The 17,219-nt window shown below is 62.6% G+C and carries 13 protein-coding genes; 4 read left to right on the forward strand and 9 right to left on the reverse strand.

Annotated features, from left to right (window positions below; translation table 11 throughout):
• Positions 1–40: 40 nt before the first annotated feature.
• Positions 41–1,057: an o-succinylbenzoate synthase gene (locus GVL04_RS05785; protein ID WP_159700922.1), complete on the reverse strand. Its 1,017-nt coding sequence runs from the start codon at positions 1,055–1,057 to the stop codon at positions 41–43.
• Between the two features lie 60 nt (positions 1,058–1,117).
• Complete coding sequence (locus GVL04_RS05790; RefSeq protein WP_235036179.1) at positions 1,118–1,711, reverse strand: hypothetical protein; 594 nt, start codon at positions 1,709–1,711, stop codon at positions 1,118–1,120.
• A 102-nt stretch (positions 1,712–1,813) separates the two neighbouring features.
• On the opposite strand from GVL04_RS05790, the gene GVL04_RS05795 reads away from it, so the two are divergent.
• Positions 1,814–2,443 (forward strand): DUF2510 domain-containing protein, encoded by a 630-nt coding sequence (locus GVL04_RS05795; RefSeq protein ID WP_159700925.1) that lies wholly within the window; start codon positions 1,814–1,816, stop codon positions 2,441–2,443.
• 61 nt (positions 2,444–2,504) lie between these two features.
• Positions 2,505–3,557, forward strand: a complete 1,053-nt coding sequence (locus GVL04_RS05800; protein WP_159700928.1) for a LacI family DNA-binding transcriptional regulator — start codon at positions 2,505–2,507, stop codon at positions 3,555–3,557.
• 55 nt (positions 3,558–3,612) lie between these two features.
• Here the strand turns inward: GVL04_RS05800 and GVL04_RS05805 are convergent, their stop codons facing one another.
• Genes GVL04_RS05805 through GVL04_RS05820 form a run of 4 tightly spaced genes read right to left on the reverse strand, consistent with a single transcriptional unit; the run spans position 3,613 to position 8,291 of the window.
• Positions 3,613–4,998 (reverse strand): glycoside hydrolase family 32 protein, encoded by a 1,386-nt coding sequence (locus GVL04_RS05805; RefSeq protein WP_159700931.1) that lies wholly within the window; start codon positions 4,996–4,998, stop codon positions 3,613–3,615.
• 31 nt (positions 4,999–5,029) lie between these two features.
• Positions 5,030–5,902, reverse strand: coding sequence for a carbohydrate ABC transporter permease (locus GVL04_RS05810; RefSeq protein ID WP_159700934.1), 873 nt, complete (start codon positions 5,900–5,902; stop codon positions 5,030–5,032).
• Positions 5,903–5,910: 8 nt separating this feature from the next.
• Entirely contained in the window at positions 5,911–6,876 is a 966-nt protein-coding gene (locus GVL04_RS05815) for a carbohydrate ABC transporter permease (protein ID WP_159700937.1), read from the reverse strand.
• Positions 6,873–8,291 carry an extracellular solute-binding protein gene (locus GVL04_RS05820; RefSeq protein WP_159700940.1) on the reverse strand — a complete coding sequence of 473 codons (1,419 nt, stop codon included), beginning with the start codon at positions 8,289–8,291 and terminating at the stop codon, positions 6,873–6,875. Before GVL04_RS05820 ends, GVL04_RS05815 begins: the two co-directional genes overlap by 4 nt.
• A gap of 53 nt (positions 8,292–8,344) precedes the next feature.
• Here GVL04_RS05820 and GVL04_RS05825 point away from each other — a divergent pair, with 53 nt between their 5' ends.
• Positions 8,345–9,358 carry a phosphatase PAP2 family protein gene (locus GVL04_RS05825; RefSeq protein ID WP_159700943.1) on the forward strand — a complete coding sequence of 338 codons (1,014 nt, stop codon included), beginning with the start codon at positions 8,345–8,347 and terminating at the stop codon, positions 9,356–9,358.
• A gap of 72 nt (positions 9,359–9,430) precedes the next feature.
• On the opposite strand, the gene GVL04_RS05830 is transcribed toward GVL04_RS05825, so the two are convergent.
• On the reverse strand, positions 9,431–9,652 hold the full coding sequence (locus GVL04_RS05830) for a hypothetical protein (RefSeq protein WP_159700946.1): 222 nt from the start codon (positions 9,650–9,652) through the stop codon (positions 9,431–9,433).
• A gap of 221 nt (positions 9,653–9,873) precedes the next feature.
• Between GVL04_RS05830 and GVL04_RS05835 the strand changes: the two genes are divergently transcribed.
• Entirely contained in the window at positions 9,874–11,229 is a 1,356-nt protein-coding gene (locus GVL04_RS05835) for an acyltransferase (RefSeq protein ID WP_159700949.1), read from the forward strand.
• 98 nt (positions 11,230–11,327) lie between these two features.
• Here GVL04_RS05835 and GVL04_RS05840 read toward each other — a convergent pair whose 3' ends face one another.
• Together GVL04_RS05840 and GVL04_RS05845 are read right to left on the reverse strand one after the other, a co-directional pair.
• Positions 11,328–14,096 (reverse strand): S8 family serine peptidase, encoded by a 2,769-nt coding sequence (locus GVL04_RS05840; RefSeq protein ID WP_235036180.1) that lies wholly within the window; start codon positions 14,094–14,096, stop codon positions 11,328–11,330.
• Between the two features lie 238 nt (positions 14,097–14,334).
• The gene (locus GVL04_RS05845; RefSeq protein ID WP_159700955.1) at positions 14,335–17,151 is read right to left on the reverse strand and encodes a S8 family serine peptidase; all 2,817 of its coding nucleotides are present in this window, start codon (positions 17,149–17,151) and stop codon (positions 14,335–14,337) included.
• Positions 17,152–17,219 lie beyond the last annotated feature (68 nt).

Genomic DNA, 17,219 nt, shown 5'->3' on the forward strand with positions numbered 1-17,219 from the left:
GAGCCTTTCAGCGGAATCCGAATCTGAGAGGTCCCTCTGGTTAAGGATCGGTGAACAAACCGTGCTGGTTTCCCTCGAGTACCGAGTGCACCCGCCGGAGACGGTCCAGCCACCAGTCGCGACGCTCCCCCGATGCCGCGTACTGCTCAAGCAGCCCCGGATCGGCGACGCTTTCGCGCAACGTGATGGCGCCGTCGTCAGCCACCAGGGGGTCCAGCGTGATATCTGAGGCGAACAGCGAAACGGTTCCCAGCCCACAGGCGTAAGGAAGGGAAGGGAGAGCCGCTGCCAGCGCGAGCCCGGCTCGGATACCCACCGAGGTATCAAGGGCGGAGCTGACGACGGCGGGCAGCCCCGCCTGCTCCACGATGTCCAGGGCCCGCTGGACTCCCCCGAGCGGCGCGACCTTGACCACGATGAGGTCTGCGGCGCCGGCTCTGGCCACGCGCAGGGGATCATCTTCCTTTCGCACGCTTTCGTCGGCAGCGATGAGGACAGGTGTCCCGGCGGCAACGAGTCTTCGGCGCACTTCGGCCAGTCCCTCAATGGTGGGGACGGGCTGCTCGGCATATTCAAGGCCAACAGCAGAGAGTTTGCCTAAGGCCTCCACTGCTTGCTCTACATCCCAGCCCCCGTTCGCATCCACCCGGAGGGCAGCGTCAGGCAGGGCCTCGCGCACCGCTTGCACGCGCGCGACGTCGTCGACTAACTCCTGACCGCGCTCGGCAACCTTGATCTTGACCGCGTCCACTCGGCCGAACCGGGCCAACACGTCAGGAACACGTTCGGCAGGAACAGCGGGAACTGTGGCGTTGACCGGGATCCTGCCCCTCAGCGGAGGGGGAAACCCAAGCCAGCCAGCCTCCAGGGCTGCGGCCAGCCAACGGGAGGATTCGTCGTCGTCGTATTCGGGAAAGGGGCAGAACTCGCCCCAGCCCAGCGGCCCGCGCAGGAGGAGTGTCTCGCGCTCCATGATGCCGCGGAACTTCACGCGCATGGGCAGCGAGACTACGTGGGCGGAGTCGAGGAGTTCTTCGAGGGAGGGAAGAGCAGGCATATTGCCACTGTACCGGCGGCCCGTCGCCTCCATGGAAGGCGAATTGGGCTATGTGGAAAGCTACTCCGCCCAGTAGTTCCGAACACGCCCGAGGGCGTCGCCGAACTCCTCACCGGGCAGGACGAGTGAACTCTCAGGCATCCCCAGCTCGTCCCAGCGGGCCACCAACTGCGCATCCCCTTCAACGGGCAGCGGCCACAGCCAGTACCGCGCGGAGCCATCCACTTGCTCGTCACTTCCGCCGGTGCCACCGCCGCCTTGATGGGTCAGCACGGGACCTATCACGTCCTCGGAACCTTCAAACATGGACGGGGTGGGGTGTGCTGCGATGGCCTTCCTGCCGTCAGGGAACGCCACTCCGATCATGATGCCTGGCAGGGCGGGCCGGCTGAAGCTCACCTCCATGACGTCCCGCCATTCCTGGTCTGATTCCTCTTCGCGCCGGACACACCACACCAGGTCCAGCAGGCACCCCGTGGAGTACACTTCCAGCAATTTCAGGGCCACCACCATCCTGGGGCTGTTGTAGAGAATCCCACCAACAGGCACGATGCCCGGCAATTCATCCGTCGGTGGGCCGAACCATCCGGGCCTCACCGGCTGCGGATGTCGTGGCCGCGCAGGGGGTTCAGGGAGGTCGTCGAAGAAGCTCATAATCCACTCTTACACCACCACACAGACACTGGGGAGGGGTACCTGACAACCGAGAGACCTCAATCGCGATATTCTCAGAATACGACTCAATGTGGGGGAGATATGACGCAATCAATGCCCGGTTCCACGACGCCTCCCGGCTGGTACCCGGACCCTTCGGACCCGCGGTTTGTCCGCTGGTGGGACGGACACGCCTGGACAGCCCACCAGGCTCCGCAGCAGGTGCAGTACCAGCAGGTTTTCAAGGCTCCTCGGACCCAGATCAGCGCCGAGACGCCGGTTTACAACCCCTTCATCTGGGCGATCACCCTGCTGCCCTTGGTGTCGGTATTGTTCATGCTCACGTGGCAGCCGGAATTCCGCATCATCACCACACGGCAGGGCGTCACAACCGTCGACCCCCTCTCGATCTACACACCAGGCTATTTCCTGCTCATGGCATCGAGCTTCGTCATCTACGGACTCTCGGTGTTCTTCGCTTACCTGGACCAGCAGCGGTTGGCGAGGGCCGGCGTCGTACGTCCTTTCCACTGGGCCTGGGCGTTCCTGAATTCGGTGGTCTATGTCATTGGCCGTTCAGTGATCGTCAACAAAGTGGCGCCCAAACGCGGACTGTTGCCGGTGTGGATCACCATCGCCGTTTTTGTGATCAGCATGGTGGTGGCCGGCATTTGGACGTCGAACATGATGCAGACCATGATGTCGTCCTTCGGATATTCCATCTCTACCTGACACGAAGGAAACCTCACACGCGTTAGGTAGACTGCTGTCAAAAGATGGAAGGACTCTCCCGATGAACCGCAAGGCCACTGCACTGGACGTCGCCAAGAGGGCGGGTGTCTCCAGGAGCGCGGTCTCGCTGGTCCTGAATGGCCGCGGCGACGGAAACGTAGCCAAGGAGAGCCAGGACCGGATACGTGCGGCGGCTTTGGAGCTGAACTACTCCCCCAACGCGATCGCATTGAGTCTGCGGAACCAGCGTTCCCGGGTTATCGGGATCCTGTCCGACGAGGTGGTGGTCAGCCCTTTCGACGGCAACATCATCGGCGGTGCTGACGACATCGCCCGCAGCCGTGGTTTCGTCACGGTGGTCATGGACACCGAGCGCGATACCGCCCGGGATGCGAGCGCCATCGAGACGCTTCTGGACCGGCAGGTGGATGGGCTCATGTACGTGACCGTTGGCCTGAAACCCATTGACGTGCCACAGGGGATGCTCCGGGTTCCCTCGGTCCTGGCGAATTGCTACGACGCCCACCCCGAACCTCAGCTGCACCACGTCATTCCGGACGAGGTCTCCGGCGGCCGCGAAGCCACCGAACATCTGTTGCAACTGGGGCACCGGGACATCGCGCTGCTCGCCGGCTCGGTGGATTCGCCTGCGGCTCCCCTGCGCGTCCAGGGCTACCGGGATGCATACGCTGCTGCCGGGCTCACAGCCAACGAGGACCGGATTGTCATGGCCGGCTGGGACATCGATGCCGGCTACCGGGGCGCCATGAAACTGCTCGAGGACGTGTCCCCGGCTGATCGGCCCACTGCCATCATGTGCGCCAATGACCGCCTGGCCATCGGCGTTACCCTTGCCGCCGCACGCCTGGGACTGAGCGTCCCGGAGGACCTGTCCGTGATGGGCTACGACGACGAAGCCCGGATCGCTGACACCATGGTCCCGGCTCTCACCACCATGGCCCTGCCGCTGCGCGAGATTGGCCGCGCCGCCATGACCACACTGTTGGACGCCATCGAGGGAACAGAGACCACGGGGAAGGGGACCTCCGTCGAAACGATGGTCCCCTGCCGCCTTGTCACCCGGGAGTCGACCGGCCCCGCGCCGTCGCGCTGAACCAAGCGTCAAACCCTGCACACCAGGCCTCACAAGCACGACGCCGGCCTGCCACCTATGCGGGAAGGCCCAACTCCCACACATCGGCAGTCGCGCCGTCGGGCAAGGTGAGCTGCCATTCCTCGCCCGGAGCCGGGTAGGCCCGAAGGGTCGTGGCCACGGAACCAGCGCGGTACACCTCCACGAGGGAAGCATCGATGAAGATCCGGAGCTCCTCCCCCGCTTCCAGGGAGCCTGAGTAGACCACCTGTGCATCGGCTCCCGAACCAAGCACCAGATCCACAGAGCCTGACGTTGCGGTCGAACCCTGAACCAGAACCTCGGCAAACTCCGGAACCACCAAGGAACCCGCAGCAACAGCAGCACCACGGTACGCCTCAACCGCGGGCGCAGGAGAGACGACCAGGGCCCCGTCAACCACAGACAGAACACGGGGATGCGTCAGCACACCGGCCCACCCGGCGTCGTCGATTTCTTCCTGGGTGCGGCCTCGGCGACCGTCACGTCCGGGACCTTCGTTGGCCCACCCCCACAGCAACGCCGCAGGCGCGGACTCAGCAGATCCATTAGAGAGCTGCATGATCTGCGGGGCGTAGAAGTCGCGGCCAAGATCGGACCTTCCGCCCGAAGTAGCCGCAAACACAGGCAACCCGGTCTCAGGGTCCGCGGTCAGGGAACCGACTAGGTGCCCCACACCGTTGGCGTGCTCGTGGTTGTCGCCGGAGAGCCACAGCGAGAACATCATGACCCAAGCCGAGCCACCCGAAGAGACAGGCACCTCCACCAGTTGAGGGCACTCCCAGATCTCAGCCGGAGTGTGGGCGGCGGCCACGGGATCGGCGGTGGTCAGCCAGATCCCCTGGTACTCCCAGGAATCCATGTCCTCCACGGTGTACAACAGCAAAGCGGCGCGCCCGTCGGACAGGCCCGCTCCCTGCATGGCGTACCGGGCGCCGTTGAAGTGGAAGATGAAGGGATCGCGGACCGCGGTCACCAGTGGGTCGTTAGGCATTGAGGCCGCAACATGCCCATCTTGCTCCCACGTCACCAAGTCAGAGGAACCGCGGGCAATCACCACCTGCGAGTGACCGCCGTGGTCCTTGATGCCGGAGTACGCCGCGGTGGGCACACCACCATCGGAAGTCACCACGCCGGTCCAGCACCCAGCGGAGTCGGGTCCGCCTTCCTGGGGCGAAAGCGCTACGGGGTGTTCTTCCCACTGGACCAAGTCCGCGGAGCTCACATGGCCCCACTGGATCTGAGAGTGCCGCGCGGACGACGGGTTGTACTGGAAGAACACGTGGTACCGGCCATTGATGTAGCTGATGCCGTTGGGATCGTTGATCCAGCCTTGCGCCGGGCGCGGGTGGAAGCGCGGGAACGCGGGATCCGGATGCGTCGCCGCAATGGCCAGGGAGGAAATAAGTGCAAGGTCCGTCAACGGAACCCCTTTCAGAAAGAAGACGAGAGAACTACTTGCCCGTACCGGCGGTGAGCCCGTCCTGCAGCGCGCGCTGACCGAACATGAACACCACCAACGCGGGAATCATGGAGAGGACAACACCGGCCAGGACCACCGAGATACTTCCGGTGCCGAGGTTGCCTTGGAGTGAGACCAAGCCCAAGGGCAGGGTGAAGTTCTGCTCGGAGATGGTCATGATGAGTGGCCTGAAGAACTCGTTCCAGTGGAAGTTGAATGCCAGGATGCCCACGATCGCCAGGCCCGGCATGGCCAACGGTGCATACACGGAGCGGAAGGTCCGCCAGGGCGAGGCACCGTCGATCGCGGCCGCTTCAGCGAGCTCACCCGGCAACCCCATGAAGTACTGGCGCATCAGGAAGGTGCCGAACGCCGTCGGGATGGCCGGAATGATCAGCGCCAGCAGCGTGTCCGAGAGGCCAACACCACGGATCAGCATGAAGACGGGCACGATCGTGACCTGTGCAGGCACCATCATGGTGGCCAGCACGATCGAGAACAGCGCTCCGCGCCCCCGGAACTTCAGGTGGGCGAAGGCGTACCCGGCCAGCGCGGCGGTGAGCATCTGCCCTACGGCAATGAGGCCGGTCACCAGTGCACTGTTCACTACCAGGGCAACGATGTTGAGCTGCTTGAACACTTGTTCGTAGGAGGTCAGGTCCGGGTTCAGCGGCAGGAAGGCGGGAGGCAGCTGGAAGGATTCCGACGGCGGCCGCAGCGAGGTGGACAGCGTCCACAGCACGGGTCCCAGGACAAAGACGGACGCGATCAGCAAGACGATGACGCGGACGGCAACTGACCAGTCGCGCTTCTTCCGCGTGACTACAGGCGCCGTGGTGGTGACACGTTCTTGAATAGTGGTCATGACGGGCCTTACTGGTAGAAGACGAATCGTTTGCTGAGCCGGAATTGCGCGGCGGTGATGGCCATGATGATGAGCGTAAGGATCACGCCGATCGCCGAAGCCTGGCCGAATTCAAGACGCTGGAATGCCGACTCGAAGATGACCATCACAGCCGTGCGCGTTGAGTCGCCGGGACCGCCTCGGGTCAGTACGTAGGGCTGGTCGAACACTTGGAGGGCATTGATGATCGCCATGACCGAGGCCACCAGTGTGGTGGGGCTCAGCAGCGGCAGGGTCACGAACCAGTGCTTCCGCCACCCGGTAGCGCCGTCGATGGACGCAGCCTCGTACGTCTCCACCGGAATGGAGGCCAGCCCGCCGATGAACAGCAGGAACGAGAACCCGAAGTTCTGCCACACATAGACAAGAATCACGACGGCGGCAGATCCACCTGGCGTCGTCAGCCACGGGACCGCTGGGATGCCGACGATGGACAGCATCCAGTTCACTACGCCGAACTGTTCGTTGAAGAGATAGCGCATGAAGATCGACACGGAAGCCGCGGACAGGATCAGCGGGAAGAAGAACGCGGAGCGGAAGAACACCCTGAGCCAGGCCGGGAGCTTCTCCTGCACCATGATGGCCAGGCCCAAGGCCAGTCCGAGCTGGAGTGCCACTGCCACCACAACAAACACGATCGTGTTCAGGAACGAGACCCGGACGGTGGGGTCTTGGACTACCTCGGCAAAGTTGTCGAATCCCACGAACGTCGGCGCGGAGATGATGTCCCAGCGGAAGAACGCGAGCGCGATCGATGCGACGATCGGCAGCAGGGTGAAGATGCCCATACCCGCGATGGTGGGCGCCAGGAAGGCCCACGGCAGCCAGCGTTGCTGCACGCGGCGGCGTGTGGAGCCTTGGCCGTTCTTGTGGGCGGCCTGGCGACGGCCCGGCTCGCTCCCCGTGCCCGTAGGCGTACTGGTTGCGGTGCTCATGGTTGCCTCCTCAGGGCAAGTTCGAGGTCACGCTGCATGGAGCTGAGGGCGTCTTTGAGTTGGCGCTCATCTCCGCTGACAGCCAGGCTCACGTTTTTCATGAGGGCGGTTTCGACGGCGGCCTGCTGGGGTGGCGCTGGAATGGGACCTGTGGTGGGGAACCTGTCCAGGGTGTCGTAGAAGACCTTCCAGTTCCGCGGACCAGTTCCTGCGTATAGCTGCTCATTGACCATGGAACGCCGGGCCGGTGTGGTGTTCGGGGTGGGGAACACGATCTGCATGGCCTCGAGGCTGGAGCTGAACTTCACCCATTCCCAGGCGGCGTCCTTGTCCTTGGCGGTCTTCATGATCGCGTAGCCCGCCGTGCCGAACTGGTGCCGCTGGGTGCGCCATTTCGGGAAGAACTGGACGTCGAAACCGTCCTCAGTCATCCCCGCTTCGTGGAGGCCTTGCACCCAATAGCCGCCCGCCGGCGTCGTACCTATCCTGTTGGAGGCGAAGAGGCCGATCAGCGCGCTGCCTCCGCCTTCCTCCGGCCGAACACCCAACCCGTCCTTGACCAGTCCGCGGAGGTAGTCGAAGGATTCGAAGACCCTGGGATCGTCCGCATTGGGTTCCAGCCACTGGTAGCCGCCGGAGCGAAGGCTGCGGGAGGGGTCGTTGGCGTAGAAGCTGTCCCAGAGCCATTCGCCGCCCGGGGACTTGGTCTCCTTGAGGAAGCTGGTCTCGTTTGCGTAGAGCCATGGCACGACGCCTCCGAAGAGACGGTTGGTCCAGTAGTACGGAGTGAAGTCCCGGGGGTTGGCCTTCTTCATCGCAGCGAGTGTGCTGCGGAAGTCGGTCTGCGTCCAGTTGTCGGCTGGGCGTTCCAGGCCTGCCGAGCGAAGTGACGCGGTGTTGTAGTACATGTTGGCTGCGTTCCAGTCGATGGGGAGCTGGAACAGGCTGCCTTTGTACATGAACGCTTCCACCAGGCTGGGGTGGACGTCCTCGAAGTACTCCTTCATGTCCGCTGCGTCGCGGCGCAGGTACTCGTCCAGCGGGTGGGCCAGTTTCTCGGCGAAGAGCTGGGCACCTTCCGTGGCTACGTACACGACGTCCGGCGGGGTGCCGGCGGCCACCATGGTGAGGATCTTGGTGAAGAAGTCCTTCCAGTCCACGGCTTGGATCGCCTGGACCTTGACCTTGATTTCGGGGTGGACTTTGGCAAAGGCATCAATGACCTTTTGGCGGGCTGCCGCATCTGCCGCGGTGCCCATGATGGCGATGCTGAGGCTGTTGTCTCCCCGGCCTGGAATGTCCGCCCCGGTCAAGCGCGGCCACGACGCCGCGGTTACTCCAACAATCCCGGCGCCGAGGGCTGTGAGGGCACTTCTGCGTGTGAATTGACGCAAAGCCCCATTGGTTCCCGACATGTAGATTTCCTTCCCTAACACGTGTTAGGAAGCCTAAACCCGTCACCTAACACGTGTCAAGCGTCACAGGAATGTTGCAGGGATCTCGCTTGGCCCCGCCACGCGAAGGCAGCACTCACATGGGCCATCCAGAGAACTGTGGCACCCTAGACAGAATGAGTTCCCAGCAATTCCGCACCAGCGGGAGGTCGAGCAAACGGCCGCTTCAGCAGCGCAACGCAGGCGTTGGAACAGGATTCCTCTTCATCCTGGCCACGATCGCCAGCGTGGTGGGCCTTGCCGCGACCTACTACTTCTTTGTGCGCACCACTATGGGCCAGTTCATCGACGAGTCCGCGCTGGTTGAAGCCACGGTGCTGGGTGGAACAGCCGGCAGGGCCTCCACGGAATTCCTGGACATGCTCCCCATGCTTTCGCTGGCGATCGCCGCCATTATGGTGCTCTTCGTGACCATCGCACGCCGCCGCTGGAAGGCTGCCGGCATCGCTGTCGCAGCCTGCGTCGCCGCCAATGTGGCCACCCAGATCCTCAAGTTCCTCATCCCGGACAGGCCTGACCGCGGCGTGCAAACCCTGGAGCTGAACTCACTGCCCTCCGGGCACACCACCCTCGCCGCTTCAGCAGCGGCTGCCGTGTTCCTGATGGTGTCGCCGCGCTGGCGCCCCTTGGCAGGCTTCCTCGGAAGCTCCTTCGCCGTAGCCACAGGGGTCTCCACGCTCATCAACCAATGGCACCGGCCGGCCGACGTCGTGGCAGCCTTCCTGCTCGTTGGAGCTGTCATGCTCCCCGCAGGATGGCTCATCCTGCGCACCGGCAGCAGCTGGAATGTCTGGAAGGGATACGGCGAGCACTGGGCCGCATCCCGGCTTTGGGTATGGCTCACAGTGATCGCCCTGGTGATCGCTGGCATTGTTGCCGCCTACTCGCTGCTTCAGGTCATGCCCGGCCTCAGCACCGACAGCACCATCGATTACTTTTGGGCAGGCACAGCGTTCATCGTGATTGCCGGCTACCTATCAGCCCTCGGCGGCACCTGGCTCTTCGGCCTGGCGGCGCGGAAGAGCTAAACGCGCTTCACGTTCGACGGCGGCGCACCACTTCCGCGCCGATCGCACCCGAGCTTATGGGTCCGATTCGCGCTACCCGGCGCGCCTGGCCTGATCCCGGATGAAATGCCGGTCCTCATCAGTGAGCTGCGTGCCACCATGTGCGTCCACAGTGTCGCTCTCCCCCGTCTCGCCATTGATGATCGCCGTGACGGTTCGGGGCACAATCATGGTTCCCGGGTTGTCGATGAGCCACTGCTGCGTGTCCGAAGAGAGCTGGTCCCAGAATTCTTTGATGTGCACAACAATCAGCACTGCCCTTCATTGGTGGGGTGTGGGTTCATGGAATGCGCCATTTTGCGCCGGAGTAATTCTCGGGTGATCGGGGGCGGAGGTCCTCTTTAAGGCTACGCCCGGCACTGCCGATCTTGACCCGATTGCGTCCGGGTTTCTGCGTGTGACGTCGACGGGCTGCCATCCATGGGTTACAGTTAATCCACTCGATGGATAAACAATGGCAAATCCCAGGAGCCCCCATGTCTTCGACTCTCAGCCCCGGCTTGAGCCCCACCGCTGGCCGCAGTACTGCCGTTCCCGCCTCCCGCGATCTCGTGGTCGACTTCATCCGCGTCGCTTGCATGTTTGCAGTGGTCGCCGTCCATCTGCTCATGATGGGCATCAGCGTGGACTCCTCCGGCATCGGAGTAGGAAATCCACTGACTTCCCTGAGTTGGTTTGCTCAGGGCACGTGGTTCGGCCAGGTCATGCCACTCTTCTTTGTGGTGGGCGGCTTCGCTTCGCTCACCTCCTGGCGCAGCCTGCAACGGAAGGGTGGCGACGCCGGTGACTACCTCCGGAACAGGGTGCTCCGACTGGTCCGTCCCACAGTTGCCTTGTATGCGTTCCTCGCCATTGCCTTGTGGAGTGCGACGGCGGCAGGCGTCCCGGGCGAGCTGCTTGCTGTTATCGCTGCCGGCGCCGGAGTCCAGCTGTGGTTCCTGGCTGCGTACCTGATCTGCCAAGCCATGGTGCCCACGATGGCCAAGCTCCACGGCCTGGCACCGTACCGGACCCTCGCAGCGCTGGCCGCGGGCGCCGTCGTCGTCGATGTCCTTCGCCTGGGCTTGGAGCGCAACCCGTGGGGCTTCGACTCGAACCCGATCGGCCTGTTGAACATGGTGTTCGTGTGGGGCTTGCTGCAGCAACTGGGTTTCTTCTATGCCGATGGATTCTTTGACAGGTTCTCCCGCTGGAAGCTCATCATGGCTGCTGCTGCTTGCTACGTCGTCCTGGTTCCACTCACTCATTCCGGCCCGTATCCCGTGGATATGCTGACCAGCCAGAACCCGCCGATGTTCCCGCTCATCCTGGTGGGCCTGGCACATGTGTTGCTGGTGAAGGCCGTGTACCCGGTTCTGCAGCGGTTCGTGCGCATTGCGTGGGTGCAGAAGGTGATGTTCGTGGTGGGTAGTCGGGCGATGACTATTTACCTGTGGCACTTGCCGCTGATCATCGCCATGTTCGGCGTCGCGCTTGTCCTGAGGCTGCCGTTCCCCGAGCCGGCCAGCAGCGAGTGGTGGCTCACCCGGCCTCCGTTCTACGTTGCGGCCTGGGCCTTGGTGCTCCTGGTCTCAACCCCGCTGGTCCGCTTGGAGCTCGCCACCACTGCCCTGGCGCCGGGTGCTTCAAGGCCCGCAATGTGGCGCATCGCGGCAGGGACTGCCCTGGCCATCATTCCGCCGTTCGTAGTGATGAGGACGGCCTTGGATGCAGCGAATGCGACGTGGGGCTTGGTGCTGCTGGTGATCGCAGTGGCCCTTGTCACCGGCAAGGTACCGGACCGGGTGTGGAAGACACCGCGGCCGGTGTCATCGGATTCGGTGGCCTCCTGACCTTGTTTGAAACCACAACGGCCGCAGAACAACCTGAAGGGGTTGTTCTGCGGCCGTTGTTTGTTCAAAGAGGGTCAGGAAGCAGCAGCTCCCAAGACCTATGGCATGCGGTAGAGGAAGGCGGCCATCGCGTCACGGTTGATGGGAGACAAAGCCCGGTAAGTGTAGGCGCCGTCCGACTCCAGCCAGCCCGAGGAGATCTTCTTGTCGGCCATCCACGCCATCTCCTTGTAGAACTGCTGATAGGTGTACACATCCTGGAAGGGCGACGTCGTGGGAGCCTCGAAGTCCGGGCTGTTGGCCAAACGATAGAGGAAGGCGGCCATGGCGTCACGGTTGATAGGCGTCAGCGGTTTGTACGTGCGTGAACCGTCGCTTTCCGTCCAACCGGACGAAATGCCCGTATCAGCCAGCCAGGACATCTCCTTATAGAACTGCTGCGTGGTCAGCACGTCCTTGAACGGGGACTTTGCCGGCGGTGTGTAATCCGGCGAGCCAGCCATGCGATAGAGGAAAGCAGCCATGGCATCACGGTTGATGGGCGTCACGGGCCGGTACGTCACAGACTTATCCGCCTCAACCCAACCCGTGGAGATCTTCCGGTCAGCCAACCAGGACATTTCCTTGTAGAACTGCTGCGTCGTCAGCACATCCTTGAAAGGCGACGTGGTGGGTGCGGTGAAATCAGGGCCCTTCGCGCTGAAGTATGCGGACCACCCGGCCGTGGCGCCTGCCTTCAGGAGGTACCCGGACTTAGCTATGACTGAAACCTTCACCTGTCCCCTGGCTGGGTAGGTACCCGCCGCGACGGTCTTGCCGCTTACCTGATACTCCACGCCCGTGGACTCGGGAATGGTGTACGCGTCGTCGCCCATGTAGGTCTCGTCCTTGAAGACCACCGGTGCGGGCGTCGCCGCTTTGTCGGCGCCAAGCACGTTAATGGTCGGGGCGCTCGTACTCGACGCCTGTGCGTAGGCAGCCTTGGTCCCCGACACGGTTACTCGCAGCGGCTTGCCCGCGTCTGCTTCCGTTACCTCGTAGTCGGCGGCGGTGGCACCTTCGATTGGGTTATCGGCACGGCTCCATTGGTAGGTCAACTCAACTGGAGCCGGCTCCCACGTCCCTGCCTGTGCTTTCAGCACGCTTCCCACGTATGCGGGACCATCGATGACGGGAACGCTGGCACTCATGATCCCCGGCCCCACCTTGGCCGTGGGCGCCGAGGTCGCAGATACTTCGTCAAAGTGGACTTTGTTTGCCGAGACTTTCACCGTCATGCCGGCGTTCAGGTCTCCCGGGACCAATTTGTAGGAAGCGCTCGAAGCGTCTGAAATGGGTACGCCGTCCCGATACCACTGGTACCCCCAGCGGACAACATCAGAAGCGTCAGGTCCCCAGTTGCCTGGGAGCGCATACAAGGCCGAGCCCACCCTCAGATCACCACTGATGGTGGGAGGGACAGCAACCAAAGGGGTTGCATCCCACGCGGTTTCCCTCAAAGCCAATCTGGCGTCAACCACGTTCACCCGGCAGCTGAAGTAGGTGCATCCGAGGTCTTGGGCGGTCTTGATGAGTCGTCGTTCAATATCGGCGGGGGTGGAGGCCGGCATCCGCGCCAGCATGAGGGCAGCGACGCCCGCCACATGCGGAGCCGCCATGGATGTGCCTTCTTTGAGGTAATAATCCTCGACGCCGGGTCGGTCCGTTCCGTTGTTAAGCGTGGACACGATGCCATCTACGGCTGCCTTGCTCATCTCGCCACCGGGAGCATAGAGATCCACGGATCCGAAGTTCGAGTAATCGGCTTTGGCATGCGTTCGTGTGCTGGCGGCTACGGTAATCACGTTTTGGCAGTTAGCCGGGCTGACCTGGGCGGCGTCCACGTTCTCGTTGCCGGCCGCAGCAACCACTACCGCTCCTTTGCTGCGCGCAAAGTTCACGGCGTTCTGGTAAGTAGTTGAGCACGTAGCCTTTCCGCCCAAACTCAAGTTGACCACCCGGGCGGGATTAGCGTTCGCGGGCACCCCGGTCACGGTTCCGCCGACGGCCCATCGGATGCCGTCGGCGATGTCAGAGGTGTATCCCCCGCACGTTCCAATAGCCCGGATCGGGACTACTTTCGATTTCGGAGCGACGCCGGCAACACCCTTCGCGTTGTCAGCAACAGCGGCGATGATGCCTGCGACGTGCGTTCCGTGCCATGAGGACTTTGTCCCGGGCTCCCCAGCAGCGCACTGGCCATCAAAGGTTGTGTCACCATCGTCCTGGGGGTTGGAGTCCCGGCCATCGCCGTCACGGGAAGTGTCGAGGTCCGCGATCATGTCATAACCCGGAAGGATGTTGGCATCGAGATCGGTGTGCTTGAGGATGCCGCTATCAATGACAGCAACCACGCTGCCTTCACCTTCGCTGTAGTCCCAGGCACCAAGGATGTCGATTCCAGCGGTCCCGTCGCCAAGCGCCCACTGCAAATCGTAGTAAGTGTCGTCCGGTGCGGTGGCGAATGGCCTCATGATGACGTCAGGTTCGGCGTACTCCACGCTTGGATCCGATTCCAAGGTTTCAATGACGTCACCGACTTCGTCAGCAGTCAGCTTCCGGTCAGCCTTGATTACCTGCTCGCCTGCGGCGGTGGTTCGAACACTTTCAACCTGTCCGCCCAGGTCATCGGCGATACGGTCCAGGGAATTGCGGCGATCCGCAGATTGAATTCCTGCCCGCTCGTTGAACTTGACGATGAGCTGATCGGTCGGTGCTGGTGCCGCAGAGACAGATTCCGACAGCGGTGCAGCACTGGGCACGGGCTCATCGTCGGCAGCAGCAGGCAGAGCCGGCAGCACGGCGCCGGCCATCGCGATTACGACCATCAGTAATACTCGAGAGCGCACGCTGGCTCTCCGTCGGTTCTGCATAAACAGCGCCCTCTACTCAAACGCCCCCAAGAGCGCGGAAAAATGGCCGCGATGCGCGGCCAGATTGAGTTTAGCCAAAGAGTTGAGATTCCTGCGAATTACCTGTGAGTCGTATCTCACATGCTCAGTGACGCCGAGGGCCGGCTGCAGAAAAATCTGCAACCGGCCCCGGTTGATATCCGCTTTGGCGTCCCTACGGCATCCGGTAGAGGAAGGCTGCCATGGCGTCGCGGTTGATAGGCGACAGCGGGCGGTACGTGTACTGTCCGTCAGCCTCCAGCCAGCCCTTGGAGATCTCCTGTTCGTACATCCACGCCATCTCCTTGTAGAACTGCGTTCCATAGGGGACGTCATAGAATGGCAGCCAATTTGGCGGCTGGTAGTCGGGCTTGTTCGCCAGGCGGTACAGGAATGCAGCCATGGCGTCACGGTTGATGGGAGTCAAAGGTCGGTAGGTCCGTGAACCATCAGATTCCGTCCACCCCGATGAAATGCCTGTTTCAGCCAACCAGGACATTTCCTTGTAGAACTGCTGGGTGGTCAGCACGTCCTTGAACGGCGACTTGGCTGGCGGGGTGTAGGCAGGCGATCCCGCCATGCGGTAGAGGAACGCAGCCATCGCGTCACGGTTGATCGGTGTCACGGGGCGGTAAGTCACGGACTTGTCCGCTTCGACCCATCCCGTGGAGATCTTCCGGTCGGCCATCCATGCCATTTCCTTGTAGAACTGCTGGGTAGTCAGCACGTCCTTGAACGGCGACTTGGCTGGAGGCGTGAATGCGGGGCCCTTTGAGCTGAAGTACGCCAGCCATTCGGAGGCTGCACCGTTAGCCAGTGCAAAGCCGTCCTTGATTTTGGCCGTTACCTTGACTTGGCCACGAGCTGTATATGTCCCGGCCGCAACGGCAGTCCCCGAGATTTGGTATTCAGTGCCAATAGATTCCGGGATCGTGTACTTATCGTTCGCCATGTAAGGGGCCTCTGCGAAGCCAACTGCTTTCGGCGTGACCGCCTTGTCGGCCGTCACCACGGTCTGCGTAGCAGCGCTGGTCTTCACCACGGTGCCGTAGGCCGGTTTTGTGCCAGTTACCTTCACTGTCAGTGCCTTGCCCGCATCTGCATCCGCAAGTGTGTAACCCGTCCCCGTGGCGCCAGGGATGGCGGCACCGGCCCGATACCACTGGTACGAAAGCTCGACAGGTTCAGGTCCCCATGTTCCCGCGTCCATTGTCAGAGCGTTGCCGACATAGGCCGAGCCGCTGATAGTGGGAACGTTTGAGGACAGCATCCCCGGTTTTACCGTGGCCGTCGGAGCTGAGGTGCCTGAGACCGTGGGATGGAAGTCCTTTTTGGCTGTAACAGTAAAGGTGAGTGTAGAGCCCAGGTCTTCCGGCACGAGCGTGTACGAGTAGTCAGTGGCGCCGGGGATCGCAACCCCGCTTCGGTTCCACTGATGCGTCCACTGAGTGAGGTGGTTGAAGGTCCAGTTACCGATGTCCGTCGAGGTCAACGTTTTGCCTACGAAGGGCTCACCCGTGATCACCGGAGTTCCACCAATGATGGGCTCAGCTTCCAGCTCTACGTCTCGGAGGGCACCCGTTGCGTTAATGAGCCCCGCACCACAACCGCTGCACGTTGGTGCCTTGGCCGTTGCCTTGAGCTTCGCTTCTACGTCCTCCGGCTTCAAGGCTGGCAGGACCGACAACATCATTGCTGCCACTCCTGCGACGTGCGGCGCAGCCATGGACGTGCCGGCTTTGAGGTAGTAGTCCTCCGTTGTGGCGCGGTCGGTACCGTTGTTGAGAGTGGACACGATGCCGCCCAGAACGTCCACGCGCATGTCGCCGCCGGGCGCCATGACGTCGATGGCCGCACCGTAGTTGGAGTAGTAGGCCTTGCTCTCATCTTTAGTGGTGGCGCCGACGTTGATGACGTCCCGGCAGTTGCCGGGGCTCACCAGCGATGCGTCGATGTTTTCATTGCCGGCCGATACGACTACCACCGCGCCCTTGCCATGCGCGAAGTCCACGGCGTTCTGGATGGCTGCGGGACACGTGGACCGCCCACCAAGGCTGAGGTTGATGACGCGGGCAGGGTTGGCGTTCGCGGGGACACCGGTCACGGCTCCACCTGCGGCCCATACAATCGAGTCGACAATATCGGAGGTGTAGCCACCGCACGTGCCGATGGTGCGGATGGGCACAACCTTGGCTTTCGGCGCCACGCCGGTGACGCCCTTTCCGTTACCACCTACGGCCGCAACAATGCCGGCTACGTGCGTCCCGTGCCAGGAAGAAATATTGGCAGGCTCACCCGGCGCACACTGACCAGCAGTGACGGCGTCTCCTTCATCCCGCGGGTTGGAGTCCCTCCCGTTCCCATCGCGTGCAACAGCGGGGTCGTTGATCATGTCGTAGCCAGGGAGGACGTTTGCGTTCAGGTCACTGTGGCTCAGAATGCCGCTGTCGATGACTGCAACTACGCTGCCCTCACCCTGATTGATCTCCCATGCCAATGGCATGCGTATGCCGCCGCTGTTGTTGTCACCCACACCCCACTGAAAATCGAAGTAGGTGTCGTTGGGCCGGACATCGTGAAGCCGCATGATCGTGTCCGGTTCGGCATATTCCACATTGGGGTCCGCCGCCAGGGTGGCAGCCAGCTCACCTGCTTCTTCGGCCCCAAGCTTTCGGTCGGTCTTGACGACCTCCTCGCCCGTGGCAGTGCTGCGAACCGCTTGGACAGGAACGCCTGCTGCACCGGCAGCCTGGCGAAGAGAGGACTGCCGATCAGCCGACTGGATGCCCGCTCGCTCTTTGAACTTCACGATGAACTGATCGGTCGGTATCACCGACGATTGGGTGGCCGTCGATAACGGTGCCGCGCTCGGCGCCGGCACAGGCACGTCATCCGCCACTGCCGGCAACGCTGGCAAACCAGCTCCGACCAACGCGATAACGCCCACAAGTAGTATTTGAGAGCGCACGCTGGCTCTCCGTCGGTTCTGCATAGACAGCGCCCTCTGCTCAAACGCCCCCAAGAGCGCGGAAAAATGGCCGCGAGTCTACGGCCAGCATG

The sequence above is a fragment of the Arthrobacter sp. 18067 genome, from assembly GCF_902706295.1.
In the GTDB taxonomy this organism is placed as follows: Bacteria; Actinomycetota; Actinomycetes; order Actinomycetales; family Micrococcaceae; genus Arthrobacter.

Coding starts and splice junctions, on each gene's coding strand:
- GVL04_RS05785 (WP_159700922.1), bottom strand. CDS start 1,057: ATGCCTGCTCTTCCCTCCCTCGAAGAACTCCTCGACTCCGCCCACGTA.
- GVL04_RS05790 (WP_235036179.1), bottom strand. CDS start 1,711: ATGAGCTTCTTCGACGACCTCCCTGAACCCCCTGCGCGGCCACGACAT.
- GVL04_RS05795 (WP_159700925.1), top strand. CDS start 1,814: ATGACGCAATCAATGCCCGGTTCCACGACGCCTCCCGGCTGGTACCCG.
- GVL04_RS05800 (WP_159700928.1), top strand. CDS start 2,505: ATGAACCGCAAGGCCACTGCACTGGACGTCGCCAAGAGGGCGGGTGTC.
- GVL04_RS05810 (WP_159700934.1), bottom strand. CDS start 5,902: ATGACCACTATTCAAGAACGTGTCACCACCACGGCGCCTGTAGTCACG.
- GVL04_RS05815 (WP_159700937.1), bottom strand. CDS start 6,876: ATGAGCACCGCAACCAGTACGCCTACGGGCACGGGGAGCGAGCCGGGC.
- GVL04_RS05820 (WP_159700940.1), bottom strand. CDS start 8,291: ATGTCGGGAACCAATGGGGCTTTGCGTCAATTCACACGCAGAAGTGCC.
- GVL04_RS05835 (WP_159700949.1), top strand. CDS start 9,874: ATGTCTTCGACTCTCAGCCCCGGCTTGAGCCCCACCGCTGGCCGCAGT.
- GVL04_RS05840 (WP_235036180.1), bottom strand. CDS start 14,096: ATGGTCGTAATCGCGATGGCCGGCGCCGTGCTGCCGGCTCTGCCTGCT.
- GVL04_RS05845 (WP_159700955.1), bottom strand. CDS start 17,151: ATGCAGAACCGACGGAGAGCCAGCGTGCGCTCTCAAATACTACTTGTG.